The organism is Burkholderia mycopellens (assembly GCF_964265025.1).
Lineage (GTDB): Bacteria > Pseudomonadota > Gammaproteobacteria > Burkholderiales > Burkholderiaceae > Burkholderia.
Map to the genome: position 1 here is coordinate 2,780,094 of NZ_OZ183803.1, position 19,445 is coordinate 2,799,538.

A 19,445-nucleotide genomic window follows, 5' to 3' on the forward strand; every position below is an offset into this window, starting at 1 on the left:
TTCGAGCACCGGCGCGGGGCGCCGGCGCTGGTCGCGCGGCTCAGCCCGCCGTGCCGTATCCGCCGCCGCCCGGCGTTTCGACGACGAACACGTCGCCCGGCGCCATCTCCGCGCGGCCGATATGGCCGAGCGTCTCGACCGTGCCGTCCGCGCGCTCGATCGTGTTGCGGCCGAGCGCGCCGGCCTCGCCGCCCGCCGCGCCGAACGGTGCGTAGATCCGGTTGTTGGACAGGATCGACGCGGTCATCGGCTCGAGGAAGCGGATCCGCCGCACCGCGCCGTCGCCGCCGCGCCAGCGCCCGCCGCCGCCCGAGCCGGCGCGGATCCGGTGCGAGTCGAGCCGCACCGGGTAGCGCCATTCGAGCACCTCCGGATCGGTCAGCCGCGAGTTCGTCATGTGCGTCTGCACCGCGCCGACGCCCGCGAAGCCGTCGCCCGCGCCGCTGCCGCCCGCGATCGTCTCGTAGTACTGGTAGCGATCGTTGCCGAATGTGAAGTTGTTCATCGTTCCCTGGCTCGACGCGACGCAGCCGAGCGCGCCGTACAGCGCGTTGGTGATCGCCGACGACGTCTCGACGTTGCCCGACACGACCGCCGCCGGATACTCCGGGTTCAGCATCGAGCGCGCCGGCACGATCACCGTGAGCGGCTTCAGGCAGCCGGCGTTCAGCGGGATCTCGTCGCCGACCAGCGTGCGGAACACGTACAGCACGGCGGCCATGCACACGGCCTTCGGCGCGTTGAAGTTGTTGTCGAGCTGCGCCGACGTGCCGGTGAAATCGATCTCCGCGCGCCGCGCCGCCCGGTCGACGCGGATCGCGACGCGAATCTCCGCGCCGTTGTCGAGCGGATAGCGGTACGCGCCGTCCTGCAGCGCGCCGATCACGCGCCGCACGGCTTCTTCCGCGTTGTCCTGCACGTGCCCCATGAACGCGAGCACGACGTCGCGTCCGAACTGCGCGACCATCCGGCGCAGCTCGTCGACGCCCTTCTGGTTGGCAGCAACCTGCGCGCGCAGGTCGGCCATGTTCTGCTCGACGTTGCGCGCCGGGTAACGGCCCGAAGCGAGCAGCGCGCGGGTTTCCGCATCGCGCAGCGTGCCGGCCGACACCAGTTGCCAGTTGTCGATCAGCACGCCCTCCTCGTCGATATGCGTCGAATCGGGCGGCATCGAGCCCGGCGTCGTGCCGCCGATGTCCGCGTGGTGGCCGCGCGAGCCGACGTAGAACAGCGGCGTGTCCGAGCCGTCGGCGAACACCGGCGTGATGACGGTCACGTCCGGCAGGTGCGTGCCGCCGTGATACGGGTCGTTCAGCATGAACACGTCGCCGTCGCGCATGCGGCCGCGGTTGCGCTCGATCACCGTGCGGATGCTTTCGCCCATCGAGCCGAGGTGCACCGGCATGTGCGGCGCGTTCGCGATCAGGTTGCCGTCGCCGTCGAAGATCGCGCACGAGAAGTCGAGGCGCTCCTTGATGTTCACCGAGTACGCGGTGTTCTGCAGCCGCAGCCCCATCTGCTCGGCGATCGACATGAACAGGTTGTTGAAGATCTCGAGCCGCACCGGATCGGCGTCGGTGCCGAGCGAGCGGCGCGTCGGCAGCGGCGTCGTACGCGTCAGCACGAGGTTGCCCTGCGCGGTCATCCGCGCGCGCCAGCCAGGCTCGACGACGGTCGTGCCGTTCTTCTCCGCGACGATCGCCGGGCCGTCGATCGCGTCGCCGGCCAGCAGCGTGTCGCGCACGTAGAGCGCCGCGTCGTGCCATTGCCCGCCGGAATGGAAGCGCACCGCGGAATGGGCGCGTAGCGCGGCATCATCGCCGTTGCCCTCGTTGCGCGGCGCGAGCGGCGCGATCTCCACCGGCGCGTCGGAGCGGCCGATCGCCTCGACCGACGCGAGCTCGGCGACGAGCGGCGTGCCGGGCATCAGGAACGCGTAGCGCTGCCGGTATGCGGCCTCGAACGCCTGCCGCATCGCGGCGACGCTGCCGGCCGGCACGTCGAGCGCCGAGTCGGTGCCCTGGTAGCGCAGGTGTACGCGCCGCTCGGTCGCGATCCGCTCCGGCGGCACGCCCTGTTCGAGCAGCGCGCCGACGGCTTCGTCGGCCAGCCGGTCGAGCGCCGCGTTCAGCGCCGGCAGCGACCCGTCGGACAACACGGCCTCGACCGCGCGCTCGCGCATCGCGGTCTGGTCGGCGAGGCCCATCCCGTACGCGGACAGCACGCCCGCGAGCGGATGCGCGAACACCTGCGTCATCCCGAGCGCGTCGGCCACGCCGCACGCGTGCTGGCCGCCCGCGCCGCCGAACGTCGTCAGCACGTAGCGCGACACGTCGTGGCCGCGCTGCACGGAAATCTTCTTGATCGCGTTCGCCATGCTGCCGATCGCAATTTCCAGGAAACCCTCGGCGAGCGCCTCCGGTGTCTCGCGCCGCCCCGTCGCCGCATGGATTTCATCGGCGAGCGCTTCGAACTTCGCGACCACGCCGTCGCGGTCGAGCGGCTCGTCCGCATGCGGGCCGAACACGCGCGGGAAATGATCGGGCTGGATCTTGCCGAGCATCACGTTGCAGTCGGTCACCGTCAGCGGGCCGCCGCGCCGGTACGCGGCCGGCCCCGGGTTCGCGCCGGCCGATTCCGGCCCGACACGCAGCCGCGCGCCGTCGAAGCCGAGCACCGAGCCGCCGCCCGCGGCAACCGTATGGATGCTCATCATCGGCGCGCGCATCCGCACGCCGGCCACCTGCGTCTCGAACACGCGCTCGAACTCGCCGTGGTAATGCGACACGTCGGTCGACGTGCCGCCCATGTCGAAGCCGATCACGCGCTCGAAGCCGGCCGCCTGCGCGGCGCGCACCATCCCGACGATGCCGCCGGCCGGGCCCGACAGGATCGCGTCCTTGCCCTGGAACGCGTCGGCGCGCGTCAGCCCGCCGCTGCTCTGCATGAACTGCAGGTTCACGCCCGGCATCTCGTGCGCGACCTGCTCGACATAGCGGCGCAGGATCGGCGACAGGTACGCGTCGACGACGGTCGTATCGCCGCGCGACACCATCTTCATCAGCGGCGACACCTCGTGCGACACCGACACCTGCGTGAAGCCGATGCGGCGCGCCAGGTCCGCCAGCGTGCGTTCGTGCGCGGTGTAGCGATAGCCGTGGATCAGCACGATCGCGAGCGCGCGCACGCCGGAGTCGAACACGCGGCGCAGCGACGCTTCGGCGCCCTGAACATCGAGCGGCACGACGACGTCGCCGTGCGCACCGATACGCTCGTCGATCTCGACGACGGTCTCGTACAGCGCATCGGGCAGCACGATGTCGAGATCGAACAGGCGCGGCCGGTTCTGGTATGCGATGCGCAGCACGTCGCGAAAGCCGCGCGTCGTCGCGAGCGCGGTGCGTTCGCCCTTGCGTTCGAGCAGCGCGTTGGTCGCGACCGTCGTGCCCATCTTCACCATCTCGACGCGCTCGGGCGTGATCGGCTCGCCGGCCGCGAGGCCGAGCAACTGGCGAATTCCGGCCACGGCCGCGTCGCGGTATTGCTCGGGGTTCTCCGACAGCAGCTTGTGCGTGACGAGCGTGCCGTCGGGCCGGCGCGCGACGATGTCGGTGAACGTGCCGCCGCGATCGATCCAGAATTGCCAGCGTGCAGCGTCGGAGGGAACGGGGGAAAGGTGTCGGTCAGTCATGATGTCGGGTCGATGCGTCGTTGGGTCGAGGGGCGAGCGCCGTCGCACGGCGCGCGTCGCGCGCCGTGTCACCGGGTCGGTCAAAGGGGGAGAAAAACGAAGGGCCGGCCGGCCCGCCGCTCAAGCGGCGTCGAGTTCGCGGCCGCGTGTCTCGGGCAGCGTCAGCGCGGCGACGATCACCACGCCGTACGCGGCGACCGCGAAGATGCCGATGCTCATGCCGAGCCCGTATTGCTTGGACAGCGCACCGATCAGGAACGGGAACAGTGCACCGATCGCGCGGCCCACGTTGTAGCAAAAGCCCTGGCCGGAGCCGCGCACGCGGGTCGGGAACAGCTCGGTGAGGAACGCGCCCATCCCCGAGAAGATGCCCGACGCGAAGAAGCCGAGCGGGAAGCCGAGCCACAGCATCGACGCGTTGGTGAGGTTCAGCGACGTGTACGCGAACGCGATCGCCATCGAGCCGACCGCGAACAGGATGAAGTTCGGCTTGCGGCCGAGGCGGTCGGTCAGGTACGCGCTCGTCAGGTAGCCGACCCACGAGCCGAGGATGATCATCGCGAGATAGCCGCCGGTGCCCATCACCGTGAGGTGCCGCTCGGTCTTCAGGAAAGTCGGCAGCCACGTCGTGATCGCGTAGTAGCCGCCCTGCGCGCCGGTCGTGAGCAGCGCCGCGCGCAGCGTCGTCGTGATCAGCTTCGGCGCGAAGATCTCGGTGAGGCGCGGCGCATCGGCTACTTTCGCCTGCGCGGCCTTCTCCTTCTCGTAGACGTCCGGCTCCTTCACGTAGCGGCGGATCGCCACGACCAGCAGCGCGGGCGCGAGGCCGACGAGGAACAGCGCGCGCCACGCCTGCTCGGCCGGCAGCACCGAGAACAGCAGCGCATACAGCAGCGCGCACAGCCCCCAGCCGATCGCCCAGCCCGACTGCACGAGACCGACCGCCTTGCCGCGGTCGCGCGCGCGGATCACTTCGCCGATCAGCACCGCGCCGGCCGTCCATTCGCCGCCGAAGCCGAAGCCCATCAGCGCGCGCGCGGCGAGCAGCTGGTGGTAATTCTGCGCGAGCCCGCACAGCGCGGTGAACACCGCGAACCACAGCACCGTGAGCTGCAGCGTGCGCACGCGGCCGATCCGGTCGGACAGGATGCCGGCGATCCAGCCGCCGAGCGCGGACGCGAGCAGCGTGACCGTGCCGATGAAGCCGGCGTCCGCGAGCGAGATGCCCCAGGTGGCGACGAGCGTCGGGATCACGAACGACAGCATCTGCGTGTCCATCCCGTCGAGCATGTAGCCGACCTTGCAGCTCCAGAACGCGCGGCGCTCGCGCGGCTGCGCGTCGCCGTACCACGAGAACAGGCCGCTACGCTCGAGGGGCGCGGGCTCGGCGGCGGGGGCCGCGAGGGTCTTGCTTTCCATGGTGATGCTCCTGTCGTTGTGCGCCGTCAAATGGCGATCGTGCGTGCGGTGTGTCGTGCGGGTGGTCGTCGCCCCGGCTCAGAATACGGCCAGCGATGCGTTCGTGATGTCGGTCATCAGCATGTGGCCGGGCGTATGCGCGATCGCGATCGGCAGCTTCGCGTCCATCAGCGCGGTTTGCGGCGTCACGCCGCAGGCCCAGAACACCGGCAGCTCGCCGTCGCGGATCGTCACCGCGTCGCCGAATTCGGGGGCGTTCAGATCGACGATGCCCAGTTCGCGCGGATCGCCGAGATGGATCGGCGCGCCGTGCACGCCCGGAAACCGGCTCGTGATCTGCACCGCGCGGATCGCGTCGGCGCCGCGCATCGGCCGCATCGACACGACGAGCTGGCCGCCGAAGATCCCCGCGCGGCGGTTCGGAATCGACGTGCGGTACATCGGCACGTTACGCCCCTCCTCCACATGGCGCAGGCCAATCCCTTCGCGGGCCAGCATGTCCTCGAACGAAAACGAGCATCCGATCGCGAATACGACGAAATCGTCGCGCCACAGTGCTTCCAGCGACTCGACGCGTTCGGTCAGACGGCCGTCGCGGTAGACGTTGTAGCTCGGCACGTCGGTGCGGATGTCGAGATCCTCGCCGAGCGCGTCGACCCGGAACGCACCCGGTTCGCCGACGCCCAGCAGCGGGCAGGCTTTCGGGTTCGCCTGGCAGAAGCGCAGGAAATCGTGCGCGACCGCCTCGGGCAGGATCGCGAGGTTCGCTTGCGCGTACGGGCCGCAGTGGCCGGCGGTCGGGCCGCGGAACGCGCCGTGGCGCACGGACTGGCGGAATTCGGAAGGGGTCATGAGGGTCTGTCGCAGATCGGTATGTCGTCGGGATGACGGTGCCGTGTCATCGGATACGGCGAAGAATAGAAAAGAAAAAATTTTGTCGCCAACGAGTTTTTCTGCGCTTCGCGTATAGAATTTCTTAACGGATCTTGGGGTTTTCCCAGGCTCCGTTCACTTTTCTTCACCGGCAAAGTGCGCATCCGCCCCATCGCCCGACCGCCATGAACACGCGTTTTCTCGAAACCTTCGTCACGCTCGCGAAGCTGCGCAACTTCCGCACGACGGCCGCCGCACTGCACGCGACGCCGGCCGCGATCTCGCAGCGCCTGAAGGCGCTCGAGGACGAACTGCAGACGGTGCTCGTCGACCGCGGCAGCCGCGAATTCCGGCTCACGCCGAACGGCGAATACCTGCTCGGCTATGCGAAAGCCGTGGTCGAGGCGACCCAGGAGCTGCTGGCCGCCGCCTCCGGCGAGCGCGCGCTGCGCGGCAAGCTGCGGCTCGGCGTGATCGAGACCGTCGTGCACAGCTGGCTGCCGCACTACATGCGGCGGCTGGCGGCCGACTATCCGCAACTCGAGATCGACCTGACCGTCGACGTCAGCGTCGTGCTGCAGCGCCGGCTGATGGCGGGTGAGCTCGACCTGATCATCCGCGTGGAAGGCAGCGACGAGGCGTCGGTCGTGTGCGATGCGCTCGCGAACTATCCGGTGCGCTGGATCGCGCGCGCGGGGCTGCTGCCGAACACGCGCACGGGGCTCGCGCGGCAGGTGCTGCGCCAGCCGATCCTCACTTACGGGCGCGGTACGGCGCCCCACCGGGCGCTCGAGGATATCGTCCGTACGCTCGCGCACGCGCACGGCGTGCCGCTGTCGGACACGCGCATCACCGGGTCGCCGTCGATCTCGGTGATCGTGCAGCTCGTGCGCGACGGGTTCGGCGTCGCGGCGATTCCGGTGCTGTTCGTCGATGCGTTGATCGAAAGTGGTGAAGTCGTGGAGCTGCCGCTGCAGCCTTCGCCGCCGTCGATCGTCGTGTCGATGTCGCGGCGGGCGGACGCGCCGAGATTCGTGCATGGCGCATCGATCGCGGCGCGGGCCGCCTGTCACGAGTACTGCGAGAAGAGCAAGCGGTTGCTGGTCGAAGCGCTTTGATGCGGTGCGGGCCGGCGGGTGGCGACGCCGGGCAGCCGGCACGGATTCGACATCGCCGCCCGAATCACCCACAATCGCCCACAATCGCCGGCGACGCGTGCGCGCCACGTGTCGAGAATGCCGGCACGGCCGTCCGGTATTGCCCGCTTCGCACGCGCCTGCACAACAGGAGGGCAACATGCAGACTCGCCCCGCTTCCGCTCGCCTGAACCTCGCGCGCGCCGTCATCGTCGCGCTGTACGTCGTGTCGCTGCTGCTGCCGGTCGCCGCCGAACCGCCGAATGCGGCTGGCGCAATAGACTGGTGGCGCGGTTACATGGTGCTCGCGATCGGCCCGCTCGCGATCCTCGACCTGCAATTCGCCTGGCTCGGCAACCCGCTGCTGGTCGTCGCGCTGATCAAGCCGAACCGCATCGTGTCCGCGCTGCTCGCCGTGGTCGTGGCCTTCGCACTCGGATGGCACACGATACCGACCGGCCCGGACTTCAAGCCCATCCACGCATTCGGCATCGGGTACTACCTGTGGATTGCGGCGATGGTTGGCGGCGCCGCATTGCCGTGGATTGGCGGGCGCATGAAGAAGGACGCCGTCGCGCCGGCGGCGGTGATCGCGCCGGATGACCCGGTCGATTCGATGAATGCGACGGATGCCGCCGCGCCAGCCGATTCCGGCGACGCGGCGCAACCCGGCACCGCGCCGTCACCGCCCGTTTCGCCCATCCCGCCGAGCCGCTGGGTCGTGACCGCGACCGATACGCGCATCGAGGCGACCGACCCGAAAGGCGCAACGCACGGAATCGCGCTGTCCGACCTCGGCGCGGTCGCGATCGAAACCAACGACCTGGGGCCGTACGAATCGGATGTGTGGTGGATCCTGTTCGATATGAACAAGCAGTTCGCGTGCGGGTTCCCGCAGGACGCCGAAGGCGCGAAAGCGGCCGTGGATCGGCTGCTCGACCTGCCTGGCATCGACCACCGCAAGGTCATCGACGCGCAGACGTCGGTCCAGAACGCGGTCTTCCCGATCTGGCAGCGCGCGGCGCGGGCGGAACCGGAAGACGGCGTTGCGCAACGCACCGACTGAACCCGCGCCTCGACAAAGTCGAAGGGCACGGCCGCGGAAACCCGCGGCCGTGCCTGTATCACCCGGCATCAGCCCGCCGGGCGCTCACCTGCTTCAGTGCCACCGCCCCGTATCCGTCCCCGGCGCGAACTCGATCCCCCGCAGCACTTCCGCAAACTTCGCCGTCCTTAGCACGGCGAACTGCTCGTGCGCAGCCGTCGCCGCGCTGGTGTTCTTCAGCACGTCACGCACGGCAACCAGCCGGTTCGGATCCGCACCGATATCGCCGTTGCCGCTGACCGTCGACGTGATCGCCCAGATCGTCACCGTGCCGTCGCGTTCGACGCGGCCCGTCAGGTTGCGCAGGCCGGCCGTCGCCGGTGCCCACGGCAGGCCCGTCGCCGAATTGTTGCCCGCCGGATAGCCTGCGACCGAATACGGCTGACCGAGGTTCAACCCGTTCTGCAGCGTGTATGCGAGCTTCCACTGCTTCGCCCCTGCGTCGTACACCCACTTCTGCAAGCCAGCCGTGGTCTGTGCAGCGGCATGCGTATACAGGTCCGCGCCGCCCGTATAGCCGTCGCCTTCGTCCGCGACATAGAGCGTGTTCGCGTCGGCGAACCAGATCCCGAACGGATAGGAGAGCGTCGTCGCGGTCTTGTTCAGCGTGGTCGGGAAGCCGGCCAGCACGCACATGTTGTTCGGCAGGCCAGCCGTCTGCAGCGTGGCCGCGTTGTAGGCGAGCGGCGCCGTCGGCAGCGCGGCCTTCGGCGACGGCACGCCGACGCCCGACGGGCACGCGGTGCCGGTCGTATCGACGAAGTACACGGTGTTCACGCCGTTGCCGCCGCTGCCCTTCGTGTAGTACACGACGTTGTCGTGCACCGTGATACCGCGGAAGTTGTCGTCCTTGCCGACCTTGTCGGCCTTCGCGCCGAGTGCCGTGACCGAGAAGCTCGCGAGCGGCGTCGGCACGCCCGGATCCTGCTGCGCTTCGTGATGCTTCGCGCCGTCGATGAGCTGGGCGCCCGCGCCGAGGATCACGTTGTCCGGCTGCGGGTTCGAGCCGTTGCCGGCGTTGCCCGACGTGTAGTAAAGCTCACGGCCGTCGCGATTGTTCAGGATCGCCGCGCGGCCGTTGTTGCCGCTGTACGCATTCGTCTCGGTGAAGCGGAAATGCCCGTGGCGATCGATGCGCGCGATCGCGCGATAGAAGGTCTGCCCGTCCGGGTTCGTCGTATCGACCGCGAGCGGCGTGTTCGAGTTCGACACGTCGATTGCGTTGACCGGTGCGACGTAGCCCATGAACGTCAGATAGTTGCCGTCGAGCGACAGGTGCAGGCCGAGTTCCGACTTCGAGCTGAAGCTCGTCACCATCTGGTCGCGCGCGAAGCCTTTCTGCAGGCTGTTCGGCACTTCGAGCGTGCTGACGACACCGCCGGCCGGCGTGATCTGGTCGAGGAAGATGCGCGAAGTGATGCCGAAGCTGCCGTCGTAGCGGTCGTTGTTCCACACGTAAGGATAGGTGCCGTCGCTCGGCGCGCCGGATGCCGTGCCGCACCCGCCGGTGGTCTTCGCGCAGTTCGGCGGCAGGATCGCGCCGGGCTGGACGTTGCTCGACACGTTGTCGTACACGCTGCGGCTGAGAACCAGGAAACCCGGCACGAAGCCCGGCGTAAGACGGCTGTCGCCGTCGTTGTCATGCGGGGCAGCGTGCACGCCGATGCTCGCGGCAATCAGCGTCAGTGCGAAGACAGGAACGGTACGATCGCGCAGCGCGCGGCGGCGCTTCGCGGACAAGGCGAAATTCGGCATGGACAAGGCTCCGTACGACATCGAGTGAGGATGTTGTTGGTGGACAGACTGACGACGTGAAGCCCCGCCACCTTAGCCATGCTTGATGAAGAATTGATTGCACACGAGCGCGGGGAAACCCGCGCGCCAACCCGGGCTGTCGAGCGCAGCGCCTCGTTATTGATCCGTAATGCGAAAGAAATGAATCAGACAGCCATTCAGGCGGGTTGCCCCGCATGCGGCTGCGTGAGCTTGCCGTCGCCATACTCGCGCAGCACTTTTGAAATCACGACGCGATAGCCGTCCAGCCAGCGCGCCTGCTTCGTCTTTGCCTCGAGATGCGCCGGGTGCTGCATCAGCTGCTGCAGCGCGGCCTCCGACTCCCAGTAGTAGACGTTCTGGATCAGCCCCGATTCGGCGCTCTCCCACGTCTCCTCGCCGAGATAACCGGGCGTCGTGCGCGCCATATCGGCGATCTGCCGGTCGAGCCGGTGGAATTCGTCGTCGTATTGCCCGGCACGGAAAATGAAAGTCGACGCGTACATGCCCGCTCCATCGAAAGCGATTGAAAGAGCGCCGATTGTAAGACAAATGCAACATGCAGAGACCGTCACGCGGCGAGCGTATCGAAGTCGGGGCGACCGGAGAGCCACGCGTCGATGCGCGGTGCGTCTTCACGCATGCCGACAGCGGGCGCCGGCAGCGCGGCCAACGCCTGTCGTGCGCGTTCGAGCGCCTGTGCGAAGCCGCGCAACTCACGCGTCGCGGGACGGTCGTCGGCCAGCCGGCGCGCGAGTGCTGCTTCAATGTTCATACCGATCAGCGCGAGTTGCGCATCGATGAACGCCATGCACAGCGCGTGGCAATGCGCGGACACCGATGCAACGGCCAACAAGACCGGCGCGATCGACACGGTCAGGTAGCCGCCCGGCGCAAGCCGCGACAGCGCATGCCGCACGTCCTGCCCGCCATCGGTCAACGATGCGAACACCGCATCTCGCCACACCACGCGCTCGAACACGAGCGCTTCGCGATACGCGTCGAGCGCCGCACGATCCGCGACCTCCCCGGCCGTCACCAGCGGAATCGGAAATGAAGATTCAGCGGACGATTGCGTGCGCGCCGTTTCGACGATGCAGTTCGCGCCGAGCCACGCCGCGTCGTCGCGCCGCGCGGCCAGCACGCGGGGCTGCAACCGGTCCGGCAGCAACGGATCGAGCGGCACCGCGCGGCAGATCGACGGCTTGTCCGCATGCACGCTGCAGCGTCCGTCTTCGGCCAGCGCCGCGCAACGGCCAAGCGACGGATAGTCGTAGCCCTGCAGCGTCAGCGCGATCCATTCGGCTCCCCCGCCGCCGGTGCGGTGAAACAACCGCGCCGCCAGTGCATCGGAAGCCGCGACGTCGTCCGCATCGAGCGCGTACTCGCGGCCGCCGGCGCGCCAGCGCTCGCCCATGCGCCGCTTCGGCACGCGACGGATCGCCAGCGCACCGACGAAGCGATGCCGATGCCGGAACAGTTCGCGCAACGACAGCGCCGGTGCGCTGTTGCAGCAGCGTCCGCATGCGTTGCATGCGAGCAGATAGGTCTCTACCACGGCCGCCGTACCGAATCCTGGTAGCGCGTGAGGATGAAGCGCGCGACGTCGTCCGAGTGATACGCAGCGACGAGTTGCGTCACCCACGGCTTCGTGCGATCGGCCTCGCGCACCGTCAGCACGTTCGCATACGGCGAGCGCGCATCCTCGAGGCTGATGCTGTCGCGCGCGGGTTGCAGCCCGGCGCGCGCGGCATCGTCGCTGTCGATCGCGACGAACGCGGCCGTGTCGAGCGCCGCGTAAAGGCGATCGCGCCGCAGTGCGACGAGCTTCAGCCCGAGCCGGTTGCCGGTCACGTCGCGCAGCGTCGCGTGCAGGCCGGCCCGCTCGCGCAGCGTCACCAGCGTGTCGTTCTGCAGCAGCACGAGCGCGCGCGCCATCCCGCGCGGATCGGCGGGAATCGCGACCGTCGCACCGGGCCGCAGTTCGTTCAGGTTCTTCAGCCTGCGCGAATAGAGCGCCATCGGCAGCGTGACGGTCGGCGCGATTTCGGTCAGCGCGTAGCGCTTCCGCGCGCGCGTCGCGGCAAGCTGTTGCGCATCCTCGAAGCTGGCCGCGTCGATCCGGCCATCGGCCAGCGCCGCGTCGATGCGCGATGCATCGTCGAATTCGACGACGTCAACGCCGAATCCTCGCGACGCGGCGACCCGCTTCACTTCGTCCAGGATCTGCGCATGCACACCGCGTGTCACGCCGACGCGCACGGCCGGCGCAGCCGATTCGGCGGCAACGGTCAAACCCGAGTGAACGACCGCGCACGCAGCCATCAGCCACGCGCCCGCGCAAACCATGACGCGCTTCATGATGCATCCCTCAGAATCGTGCGAAACCCGATATGCGACGCGCCGAGATCGGCTTCCTGCTGTTCGCGCGACGACGCGCGATAACGCACGCAGTAGTCGCGCGAACACAGGAACGAGCCGCCCTTGATGACCATCGGCGTATCGTGCCGGCGCGTCGGCGGCGCGACGGCCGCCGTGTCGCCGTTCGTGTGCGACTGGTGCGGGCCCGTGTATGCGTCCCTGGTCCATTCCCATGCGTTGCCGATCATGTCGTAGAGCCGGAACCCGTTCGCCGCGTAGCAGCCGACGGGCGCGAGCCCCGCATGGCCGTCCTCGGCCGTGTCGAGCACCGGGAACACGCCCTGCCAGTAGTTCGCGGCCGGCTTGCCCTGCGCATCGCGCGGCGCCGCGTCGAGCGATGCGTCGTCGCGGCCGGCCTTGCCCGCGTATTCCCATTCGGCCTCGGTCGGCAGGTCGCGGCCGAGCCAGCGCGCATAAGCGAGCGCATCGCGCTGCGTGACGAGCGTGACGGGCAGGTTGCCGAGCCCGTCGACGCCGCTGCCCGGCCCGCGCGGATGACGCCACGATGCGCCCTTCACCCATGACCACCACGCCAGGTCACGCGCGTTCATCTCGTCGCGCGTCGGCACATGAAACACGGCCGCCCCATCCTGCTGCTCGGCCTCGGTCACGTAACCGGTCGCCTGCACGAACGCGGCGAACTGCGCGATCGTCACGTCGGTCTGGTCGATCCAGAATCCGCCGACACGCGTGCGACCGTCGCCGACCGGGCGCTCGTCCGCGTAGCCGCGCGTGCTGCCGAACACGAACGCGCCGCCGCGCAGGTGCACCATCCCGGCCTTCGGGTCGTCTCGCCACCCCGCCGGCAACCCCGAATAGCGCGCGCATTGGCGCTCCGAGCCGAGCGGGGCGAGCGCGCGGCCGCGATTCGCGTCGTCGAATGCGTCACCCGCCGGTGCGACGGGATTGGCATAGCCGGCCGCGAACGCGGCGGCGAACAGCGTGGCGGCAAGCGCCGCGCCGATCGTCCAGAACCGGAACCGCATCGTGTCGCCCCGGTTCAGTAGTAGCCGCGCGGACGCAGCGGTTCGACCCCGCCGACGTTGCTCATGTAGGTCTTCCACTGGTCGACGAGCGTGCTGATCACCGACGGATTCTGCGCGGACACGTCGGTCGTCTCGCCGCGATCCGACGCGAGGTCGTACAGCTGCCAGTGACCGTCGAGCGGCCCGAGCGGCGGCTCGGTCCACAATGCCTTCCAGCGACCGTCGGCGCTGCGCAGGTAGGCACGGCCGTACGCTTCGTCGCCGAACGGCGCGGTATGCACCTCGCCCGTCGCCGTGCCCGTCAACACCGGCAACAGCGACTGGCCGGTGACCGGATACACGTAGCGGTTGTTGTAGATCACCTTGCCCTTGTTCTGATCGACGCCCGTCAGCGTGTTGACGAGCGGCGGCGCCGGCTGCGACGGCGGCGTGACGCCCGCGACCGCGAGGAACGTCGCCGTGTTGTCGGTCACGTGCGTGAATGCGCGCAGCGTCGGCAGCTGCTGCGTCTGGCCCGGCAGGCGCACGATCGTCGGCGTCGACACACCGCCTTCGGCCGAATACCCCTTCGTGAGCCGGAACGGCGACGCGCTCACCTCGGCCCAGCGCAGCCCGTATTGCAGGCGCTGCGCGTTCTGCTTGCCGTTGTCGGTGCCGAGCGTCGCGTAGATCGGCGCCTGACCGTTCGCGGTGTCGGTCGCCGTCGGGTCCGCGCCCGAATCGATCGGCCAGCCTTCCGCGCCGTTGTCCGACTGGAACATGATGAACGTGTTGTCGTATTCGCCGATGTCCTTCAGGTGCTGGATCAGGAGGCCGATGTTGTAGTCGAGGTTCTCGACCATCCCCGCATAGATCTCCATGTAGCGCGCCTGCGCACGGCGCTCGGCCGGCGACAGGCTCGACCACAGCTTGTCGACCTTGCCGGGGCCGTAGTCGCTGTAGCCGTCCGCGGCCGAATGCACCGCGCTGATGTATTTCGCGGCAGGCGTGCCGTTGTTCGCGGTCGCGGGCGACGCGGCCGTCGTTTCAGGCAAGCCGTCGAACGGCTTGAAATCGGCGGGGATCAGGCCGAGCGCCTTCTGCCGCGCGATCCGCGCGTTACGGATCGCGTCGTAGCCGGCGTCATACACGCCGGCATACTTGTGCAGCCACGGATCGGGCACCTGCAGCGGCCAGTGCGGCGACGTGTAGGCCGCGTACGCGAAGAACGGCTTGCCGTCGCGCCGGTTCGCATCGATGTACGAGATCAGCTTCTGCGTATAGAAATCGGTCGAATAGAACACGGCCGGACTGCCGCCCGCGCCGCCCGGTTGACCGGGCTGGCCAGGCTGCACGTAGCGGCCGTCTTCCGTGTAGTTCGACGAGCCGGCGGGCTCGTGCGCGAAGTGGTTCGTCGCCGCGCCGCCGAGCAGCACGTAGCTGCGCTCGAAGCCCCACTGGTCGGGCGTCTGTCCGCTGCCCGTCGCACTGCCGACGATCCCCGAGCCGATGTGCCACTTGCCCGCGATGTAGGTGTGGTAACCGGCATCCTTCAATAGTTGTGCGAACGACAATGCACGGTCGTTCAGGTAGCCCTCGTAGCCGGGCAGCCCGCGCCGTTCGTCGGTCGGCACGCCCATCGTGCCTTCGCCGACGAGATGGTGGTCGGTGCCGGACACCAGCATCGCGCGCGTGATCGCGCAGACGGTGCCCGTGTGATGGTTCGACAGGATGCGGCCCGACGCGACGAGCGCGTCGAGGTTCGGCGTGTTGATCTCGCCGCCGAATGCATGGATGTCGGAATAGCCGAGATCGTCGGCCATGATGTACAGGATGTTCGGGCGTTTCGCGGCCAGCGGCGGCGTGGTGTTCGTCTGTGGCGACGGCGTCTCGCTGTCGACGCCGCCGCACGATGCGAGCGACAACGCGCCGGCAATCGCGGCGCAGACGACACGGAAACGAAAGGCATGCAACGGCGACGCGGACTTTTTCATTGTTCTGAACGCTCGATCTACGGGAGCGGCGATCTTAGCGTCGTGCGCGCGGCGCCCAAAGTCCGATTCGTCACATGCTAACGGGATGGCGGAATATGCGCGCAAGCAGAATGCCCGCTATCAGCGCGCGCACATGGGCGCGCCCCCCCCCGCCCCCGATACGCGCCGAAACCGGCCGCTGCCGGGCCCCCGCGTCTACGGCTTCCGACGCTTCAACTTCGGCATCAACTCCGCCCGCCGAGACTGCCGCCGCCATCCACGGCCAGCACCTGCCCCGTGACAAAAGCGGCTTCGTCCGACAGGAAGAACGCGATCGCGGCCGCCACATCGTCGGCCGTGCCGAGCCGGCGCGCGGGGATCGTCGCGAGCACCTTGCGTTCGGCTTCGCTGCCGACGGGCCGCGTCTGCCGGAACAGTTCCGTCTCGATCGGCCCTGGCGCAACCGCGTTGACGGTCACGCCATGTTCGGCCAGTTCGAGCGCCCACGTGCGCGTGCAGCCGACGAGCGCGCTCTTCGCGGCGGAATACGCGGTGCGATCGAGGCTGCCGAAAATCGCACGGCTGCAGATGTTGACGATGCGCCCGTGGCCACGCGCCTTCATCGCATCCGCAAAGTGCTGCGTAACCTGAATCGCGGCCCGCACGTTGAGATCGAACACGGTCTGCAGCGACGGGAAATCAATCCGTCCAAGCGGTTGCGGCAACACGATGCCGGCGTTGTTCACGATGCCGTCGACGTCGTGCTGCTCACTGACGCGTGCAAGGGTGGCCGCCGTCTGTTCGATGTCGGCGAGGTCGCACGCGCGCAATTCGCCGGGGAAATCGATGTCCTGTGTGTGACGCGCGAGACCGATGACGCGATGGCCTCGATGTGCGAGCAACGCGCTGACCGCAAGGCCGATGCCGCGCGATGCGCCGGTGACGAGATACGTGCGAGATGACATGAGTGCTCCCGAAGTTCATTCACATGAATGGCGTGGAAGGATGTTTCCGGGGCGGAGCCCCGGAACCTGGGCTTTCATCGGACGATTCTACGTGCGTAACGGGACGTTACGTCGTGTCGTTACGCGCGACCCCGTAGCAACACGTTACGTTTTCTCCGCGTCAGCCTCGCCGGGAATTTCCAAATCATGATTTTCCTGAAATATCGTCTGATTTAATTGTAATGCTCCATTTATAAAAGAAAGTTTGTTAATGAATATCGAACTCGCAAACGTTTTGCGTGACGCAAAATATGCAACACAAAAATTAGACGAATAACGACTTAAAAAAATATGCCATTTAAAAAACGGCAGGCATGCGTCTTGCTGACTCCCCCCACCATGTGCCGCGTTCGACCAGGAACGAATCACCCGAAAATCGGGCGGCGCCCTATTTCGTACAAATGATTCCGGGGTCGGGGAAATGGTATCGAGTGCAAGCAGGCGATGGGCCTGGGGGGCCGTGACGTGCCTGTCGCTATTCGCGACGGCACGCGCACCGGCACAAGACACCGTCGACGCGCCGCCGGCCGCCGCGGCGAACGGCGGACATCCGATTGCGCCGCCCTCGACGCTGCTGAACGCCGAACGCGTCCTTGAAGCACCGAGACCCGCGCCCGGCGCGGGCCCGGCCGCGGCGAAGCCGGCCACCGGCGCCGCGTCGGCCAGCGCCAAGGCCGCCGCCCGCAGCGCCCTTCCGGAAGACCAGCTCGGCGGCACGGTCACGACCGATGCCGTGACGCTCGCCGGCCGCGATTTCTACACCTACTTCTCGCAAACGTGGTCGGAAATCCCGCTGAGCGAGCGCTACATGGTCGCCATTCACGAACGCCCGTCCGGGCGTTACGGCAGCCTGATCTGGGTCGAATTCCAGCAAAAGCGCGTATTCCAGACCTTCCTGCCGATCGCACGGGCAAATGTCCGGGCCGTGGCCGAAAGCGCCGCCAATATTTCCTTCCAAACCGTCATTCAGGACGATCTGTCGAATTTGCTGTTTCCCGATTCGGATCTGGCCAAAGACGAGATTTAGTCGATTAATCAAAAACAGGGGTTAGGGAAAATGAATCGAATCAGATTGAGCTTGATCGCCCTGGTCGCGATGACCGCGGTGTCGCCCTATTCGTGGTCGTCGACGCTGGTTTATCAGCCCAACAACCCGAACTTCGGCGGCAACCCGGCAAACGGCCCCAATCTGCTCAACGAGGCCAACGCGCAGAACAAGCACACGGATCCGTCGCTGTCGGCCTATTCGTCGTCGACGTCCACGTCGTCGCTCGACCAGTTCAATGCGCAGCTGCAGCAGGCGATCCTGTCGCGCGTCGCGGGCTCGGTGACGAACTCGATCGTCGGCACCAACGGCGAACTCAAGCCGGGGACGATCAGCACGGGCAATTTCACGATCGTCGTGAGTGCGGCCGGCAACGGCAACCTGCAGGTCACGACCACCGACAAGACAACGGGTGCGACCTCGACGTTCATCGTCAGCAACGGCCAATAAATCGAAAAAACGACTGAGCGAATCATGAAAAAAAATGCTGACCGCACACGTTTGAACACGGGGATGACACGCATCGCCGTGGGCGCGGTATTGCTGCTGTCGCTGGTCGGCTGCGTCACGCGGCCGATGCCGGCATTGAGCAACGCGACGCTGACGCCGCCGACACGCACCACGCGCGACCTCACGCACCTTCCGCCGCCGAAGGGTAGGATCGTCGCGGCCGTCTACGGCTTCCGCGATCTGACGGGGCAGTACAAGGCATCGCCGGACAGTTCCTTTTCGTCGCAGGTCACGCAGGGCGGCGCGTCGTTCCTCGTCAAGGCGATGCGCGACTCCGGCTGGTTCACGCCGGTGGAACGCGAGAACCTGCAGGATCTGCTGACCGAACGCAAGATCATGCGCGCCACCGACGGCGCGGATGCGAAGAAGGCGCAGAACGATGCGATGGCGCCGCTCTTGCCCGCGAACATCGTGCTCGAGGGCGGCATCGTCGGCTACGACACGAACGTGCGGACCGGCGGGGCCGGCGTCGCCTACCTCGGGATCAGCGGGTCGACGCAATACCGGGTCGACCAGGTCACCGTCAACCTGCGCGCGATCGACATCCGCACGGGCCAGGTGCTCAACAGCGTGTCGACGACCAAGACCGTCTACTCCTACCAGGTCGACACGGGCGTCTATCGCTTCGTCGGCTTCAAGGACCTGCTGCAGGCCGAAGTCGGGCTGACGCGTAACGAACCCGCGCAGATCTGCGTCAACGAAGCGATCGAATCGGCGCTCACGCACCTGATCGTCCAGGGCGTCGCGAACCAGACCTGGGCGCTGAAGAACGACCAGGACTGGTACGACCCGACGATGCAGCGCTATCTGCAGGAAGACCGGCAATACGCGCAGGACATGGAAGACGCGAACACCGCGTACGACCCGCAGAAGATCGAACGTCCGGTTGCGTCCACTCATTAACCGGCACCAGGCCGGCCAGCGGAGAAAACATGATGAATCGACAGCGTGATCGGAACGGCCGCGCCCGCGTGATGCGGCGGGGGCTCGCGACCGTGTGGGCGGCAGCGGCCATGCAGGCCGCGTCGGCGGCACCGGTGCCGCTCAGCGATCTCGGCCCGCCCGAACCGGCGTTCGACTACAGCGGCAACATCGTCGCGGTCCAGCAAAGCGGCGCCGGCAATACCGCGTCGCTGGACCAGGCGGGCCACAACGGTGCGCTGGTCTGGCAGGCCGGCGACGGCAATTCGATCGTCGCGCGGCAGACCGGCGCGCAGAACTGGATCGCGGCGTCGCAGGCCGGCTTCGGCAACACCTTGAATGCGACGCAGCGCGGCAACGGCAACACGTTGCAGGTGCAACAAAACGGTGCCGGTAATTCGGTCGATGCGACGCAGGTCGGCACGTCGCTGTCGGCGCGCGTTACGCAGAACGGCAGCAACAACGCGGTGAACATCGTGCAGGGCGGATCGAACACCGGCATCCAGGTGATCCAGACCGGCAACGGTGCGCGCGCAACGGTGCTGACGCGGTAACGGCTACGCAGTTTGCAAGTGGTGTGAGGTGTGGGGCGTGAGAGCGCGCTCAATT

The 19,445-nt window shown here is 67.7% G+C and carries 16 protein-coding genes; 6 read left to right on the top strand and 10 right to left on the bottom strand.

The genetic code is table 11. The features are described from left to right. Positions 1-40: 40 nt before the first annotated feature. The 3 genes from ACPTTC_RS30620 to ACPTTC_RS30630 all read right to left on the bottom strand — a co-directional run bounded on the left by ACPTTC_RS30620 (position 41) and on the right by ACPTTC_RS30630 (position 5,962). Complete coding sequence (locus tag ACPTTC_RS30620) at positions 41-3,691, bottom strand: hydantoinase B/oxoprolinase family protein (protein WP_423395179.1); 3,651 nt, start codon at positions 3,689-3,691, stop codon at positions 41-43. A 120-nt stretch (positions 3,692-3,811) separates the two neighbouring features. Next, positions 3,812-5,110: an MFS transporter gene (locus ACPTTC_RS30625; RefSeq protein ID WP_423395180.1), complete on the bottom strand. Its 1,299-nt coding sequence runs from the start codon at positions 5,108-5,110 to the stop codon at positions 3,812-3,814. Between the two features lie 78 nt (positions 5,111-5,188). Beyond that, positions 5,189-5,962, bottom strand: coding sequence for a putative hydro-lyase (locus ACPTTC_RS30630; RefSeq protein WP_423395181.1), 774 nt, complete (start codon positions 5,960-5,962; stop codon positions 5,189-5,191). Positions 5,963-6,168: 206 nt separating this feature from the next. Between ACPTTC_RS30630 and ACPTTC_RS30635 the strand changes: the two genes are divergently transcribed. Further along, positions 6,169-7,101, top strand: coding sequence for a LysR family transcriptional regulator (locus ACPTTC_RS30635; protein ID WP_423395182.1), 933 nt, complete (start codon positions 6,169-6,171; stop codon positions 7,099-7,101). Positions 7,102-7,279: 178 nt separating this feature from the next. Beyond that, the gene (locus ACPTTC_RS30640; RefSeq protein ID WP_423395183.1) at positions 7,280-8,185 is read left to right on the top strand and encodes a hypothetical protein; all 906 of its coding nucleotides are present in this window, start codon (positions 7,280-7,282) and stop codon (positions 8,183-8,185) included. Between the two features lie 93 nt (positions 8,186-8,278). Here the strand turns inward: ACPTTC_RS30640 and ACPTTC_RS30645 are convergent, their stop codons facing one another. The 7 genes from ACPTTC_RS30645 to ACPTTC_RS30675 form a co-directional block, all read right to left on the bottom strand. Then, the gene (locus ACPTTC_RS30645) at positions 8,279-9,979 is read right to left on the bottom strand and encodes a hypothetical protein (protein WP_423395184.1); all 1,701 of its coding nucleotides are present in this window, start codon (positions 9,977-9,979) and stop codon (positions 8,279-8,281) included. A gap of 197 nt (positions 9,980-10,176) precedes the next feature. After that, on the bottom strand, positions 10,177-10,503 hold the full coding sequence (locus ACPTTC_RS30650; protein ID WP_175954362.1) for an antibiotic biosynthesis monooxygenase family protein: 327 nt from the start codon (positions 10,501-10,503) through the stop codon (positions 10,177-10,179). 65 nt (positions 10,504-10,568) lie between these two features. After that, the gene (locus ACPTTC_RS30655) at positions 10,569-11,555 is read right to left on the bottom strand and encodes a YkgJ family cysteine cluster protein (RefSeq protein ID WP_423395185.1); all 987 of its coding nucleotides are present in this window, start codon (positions 11,553-11,555) and stop codon (positions 10,569-10,571) included. Next, positions 11,549-12,358: a MetQ/NlpA family lipoprotein gene (locus ACPTTC_RS30660; protein WP_423395186.1), complete on the bottom strand. Its 810-nt coding sequence runs from the start codon at positions 12,356-12,358 to the stop codon at positions 11,549-11,551. Before ACPTTC_RS30660 ends, ACPTTC_RS30655 begins: the two co-directional genes overlap by 7 nt. Further along, positions 12,355-13,404 carry a formylglycine-generating enzyme family protein gene (locus tag ACPTTC_RS30665; protein ID WP_423395187.1) on the bottom strand — a complete coding sequence of 350 codons (1,050 nt, stop codon included), beginning with the start codon at positions 13,402-13,404 and terminating at the stop codon, positions 12,355-12,357. The genes ACPTTC_RS30660 and ACPTTC_RS30665 overlap by 4 nt, the downstream gene beginning before the upstream one ends. Before the next feature lie 14 nt (positions 13,405-13,418). Then, positions 13,419-15,377 carry an arylsulfatase gene (locus ACPTTC_RS30670; RefSeq protein ID WP_423395188.1) on the bottom strand — a complete coding sequence of 653 codons (1,959 nt, stop codon included), beginning with the start codon at positions 15,375-15,377 and terminating at the stop codon, positions 13,419-13,421. A gap of 224 nt (positions 15,378-15,601) precedes the next feature. Beyond that, positions 15,602-16,321 carry an SDR family oxidoreductase gene (locus ACPTTC_RS30675; RefSeq protein ID WP_423395189.1) on the bottom strand — a complete coding sequence of 240 codons (720 nt, stop codon included), beginning with the start codon at positions 16,319-16,321 and terminating at the stop codon, positions 15,602-15,604. A 499-nt stretch (positions 16,322-16,820) separates the two neighbouring features. Here ACPTTC_RS30675 and ACPTTC_RS30680 point away from each other — a divergent pair, with 499 nt between their 5' ends. From ACPTTC_RS30680 to ACPTTC_RS30695, 4 genes are all read left to right on the top strand, one after another. Then, complete coding sequence (locus tag ACPTTC_RS30680) at positions 16,821-17,387, top strand: CsgE family curli-type amyloid fiber assembly protein (RefSeq protein WP_423395190.1); 567 nt, start codon at positions 16,821-16,823, stop codon at positions 17,385-17,387. Between the two features lie 45 nt (positions 17,388-17,432). Further along, complete coding sequence (locus ACPTTC_RS30685; protein ID WP_244134897.1) at positions 17,433-17,855, top strand: curli assembly protein CsgF; 423 nt, start codon at positions 17,433-17,435, stop codon at positions 17,853-17,855. Between the two features lie 63 nt (positions 17,856-17,918). Next, complete coding sequence (locus ACPTTC_RS30690) at positions 17,919-18,818, top strand: CsgG/HfaB family protein (protein ID WP_423395191.1); 900 nt, start codon at positions 17,919-17,921, stop codon at positions 18,816-18,818. A gap of 29 nt (positions 18,819-18,847) precedes the next feature. Further along, positions 18,848-19,390 carry a hypothetical protein gene (locus ACPTTC_RS30695; protein ID WP_423395192.1) on the top strand — a complete coding sequence of 181 codons (543 nt, stop codon included), beginning with the start codon at positions 18,848-18,850 and terminating at the stop codon, positions 19,388-19,390. Positions 19,391-19,445 lie beyond the last annotated feature (55 nt).

What these genes read in the sequence shown, in the direction of transcription:
- ACPTTC_RS30640 (WP_423395183.1), top strand. Translation starts at nt 7,280, where the DNA reads ATGCAGACTCGCCCCGCTTCCGCTCGCCTGAACCTCGCGCGCGCCGTC.
- ACPTTC_RS30620 (WP_423395179.1), bottom strand. Translation starts at nt 3,691, where the DNA reads ATGACTGACCGACACCTTTCCCCCGTTCCCTCCGACGCTGCACGCTGG.
- ACPTTC_RS30645 (WP_423395184.1), bottom strand. Translation starts at nt 9,979, where the DNA reads ATGCCGAATTTCGCCTTGTCCGCGAAGCGCCGCCGCGCGCTGCGCGAT.
- ACPTTC_RS30675 (WP_423395189.1), bottom strand. Translation starts at nt 16,321, where the DNA reads ATGTCATCTCGCACGTATCTCGTCACCGGCGCATCGCGCGGCATCGGC.
- ACPTTC_RS30665 (WP_423395187.1), bottom strand. Translation starts at nt 13,404, where the DNA reads ATGCGGTTCCGGTTCTGGACGATCGGCGCGGCGCTTGCCGCCACGCTG.
- ACPTTC_RS30695 (WP_423395192.1), top strand. Translation starts at nt 18,848, where the DNA reads ATGATGAATCGACAGCGTGATCGGAACGGCCGCGCCCGCGTGATGCGG.
- ACPTTC_RS30635 (WP_423395182.1), top strand. Translation starts at nt 6,169, where the DNA reads ATGAACACGCGTTTTCTCGAAACCTTCGTCACGCTCGCGAAGCTGCGC.
- ACPTTC_RS30650 (WP_175954362.1), bottom strand. Translation starts at nt 10,503, where the DNA reads ATGTACGCGTCGACTTTCATTTTCCGTGCCGGGCAATACGACGACGAA.
- ACPTTC_RS30660 (WP_423395186.1), bottom strand. Translation starts at nt 12,358, where the DNA reads ATGAAGCGCGTCATGGTTTGCGCGGGCGCGTGGCTGATGGCTGCGTGC.
- ACPTTC_RS30625 (WP_423395180.1), bottom strand. Translation starts at nt 5,110, where the DNA reads ATGGAAAGCAAGACCCTCGCGGCCCCCGCCGCCGAGCCCGCGCCCCTC.
- ACPTTC_RS30670 (WP_423395188.1), bottom strand. Translation starts at nt 15,377, where the DNA reads ATGAAAAAGTCCGCGTCGCCGTTGCATGCCTTTCGTTTCCGTGTCGTC.
- ACPTTC_RS30630 (WP_423395181.1), bottom strand. Translation starts at nt 5,962, where the DNA reads ATGACCCCTTCCGAATTCCGCCAGTCCGTGCGCCACGGCGCGTTCCGC.
- ACPTTC_RS30690 (WP_423395191.1), top strand. Translation starts at nt 17,919, where the DNA reads ATGACACGCATCGCCGTGGGCGCGGTATTGCTGCTGTCGCTGGTCGGC.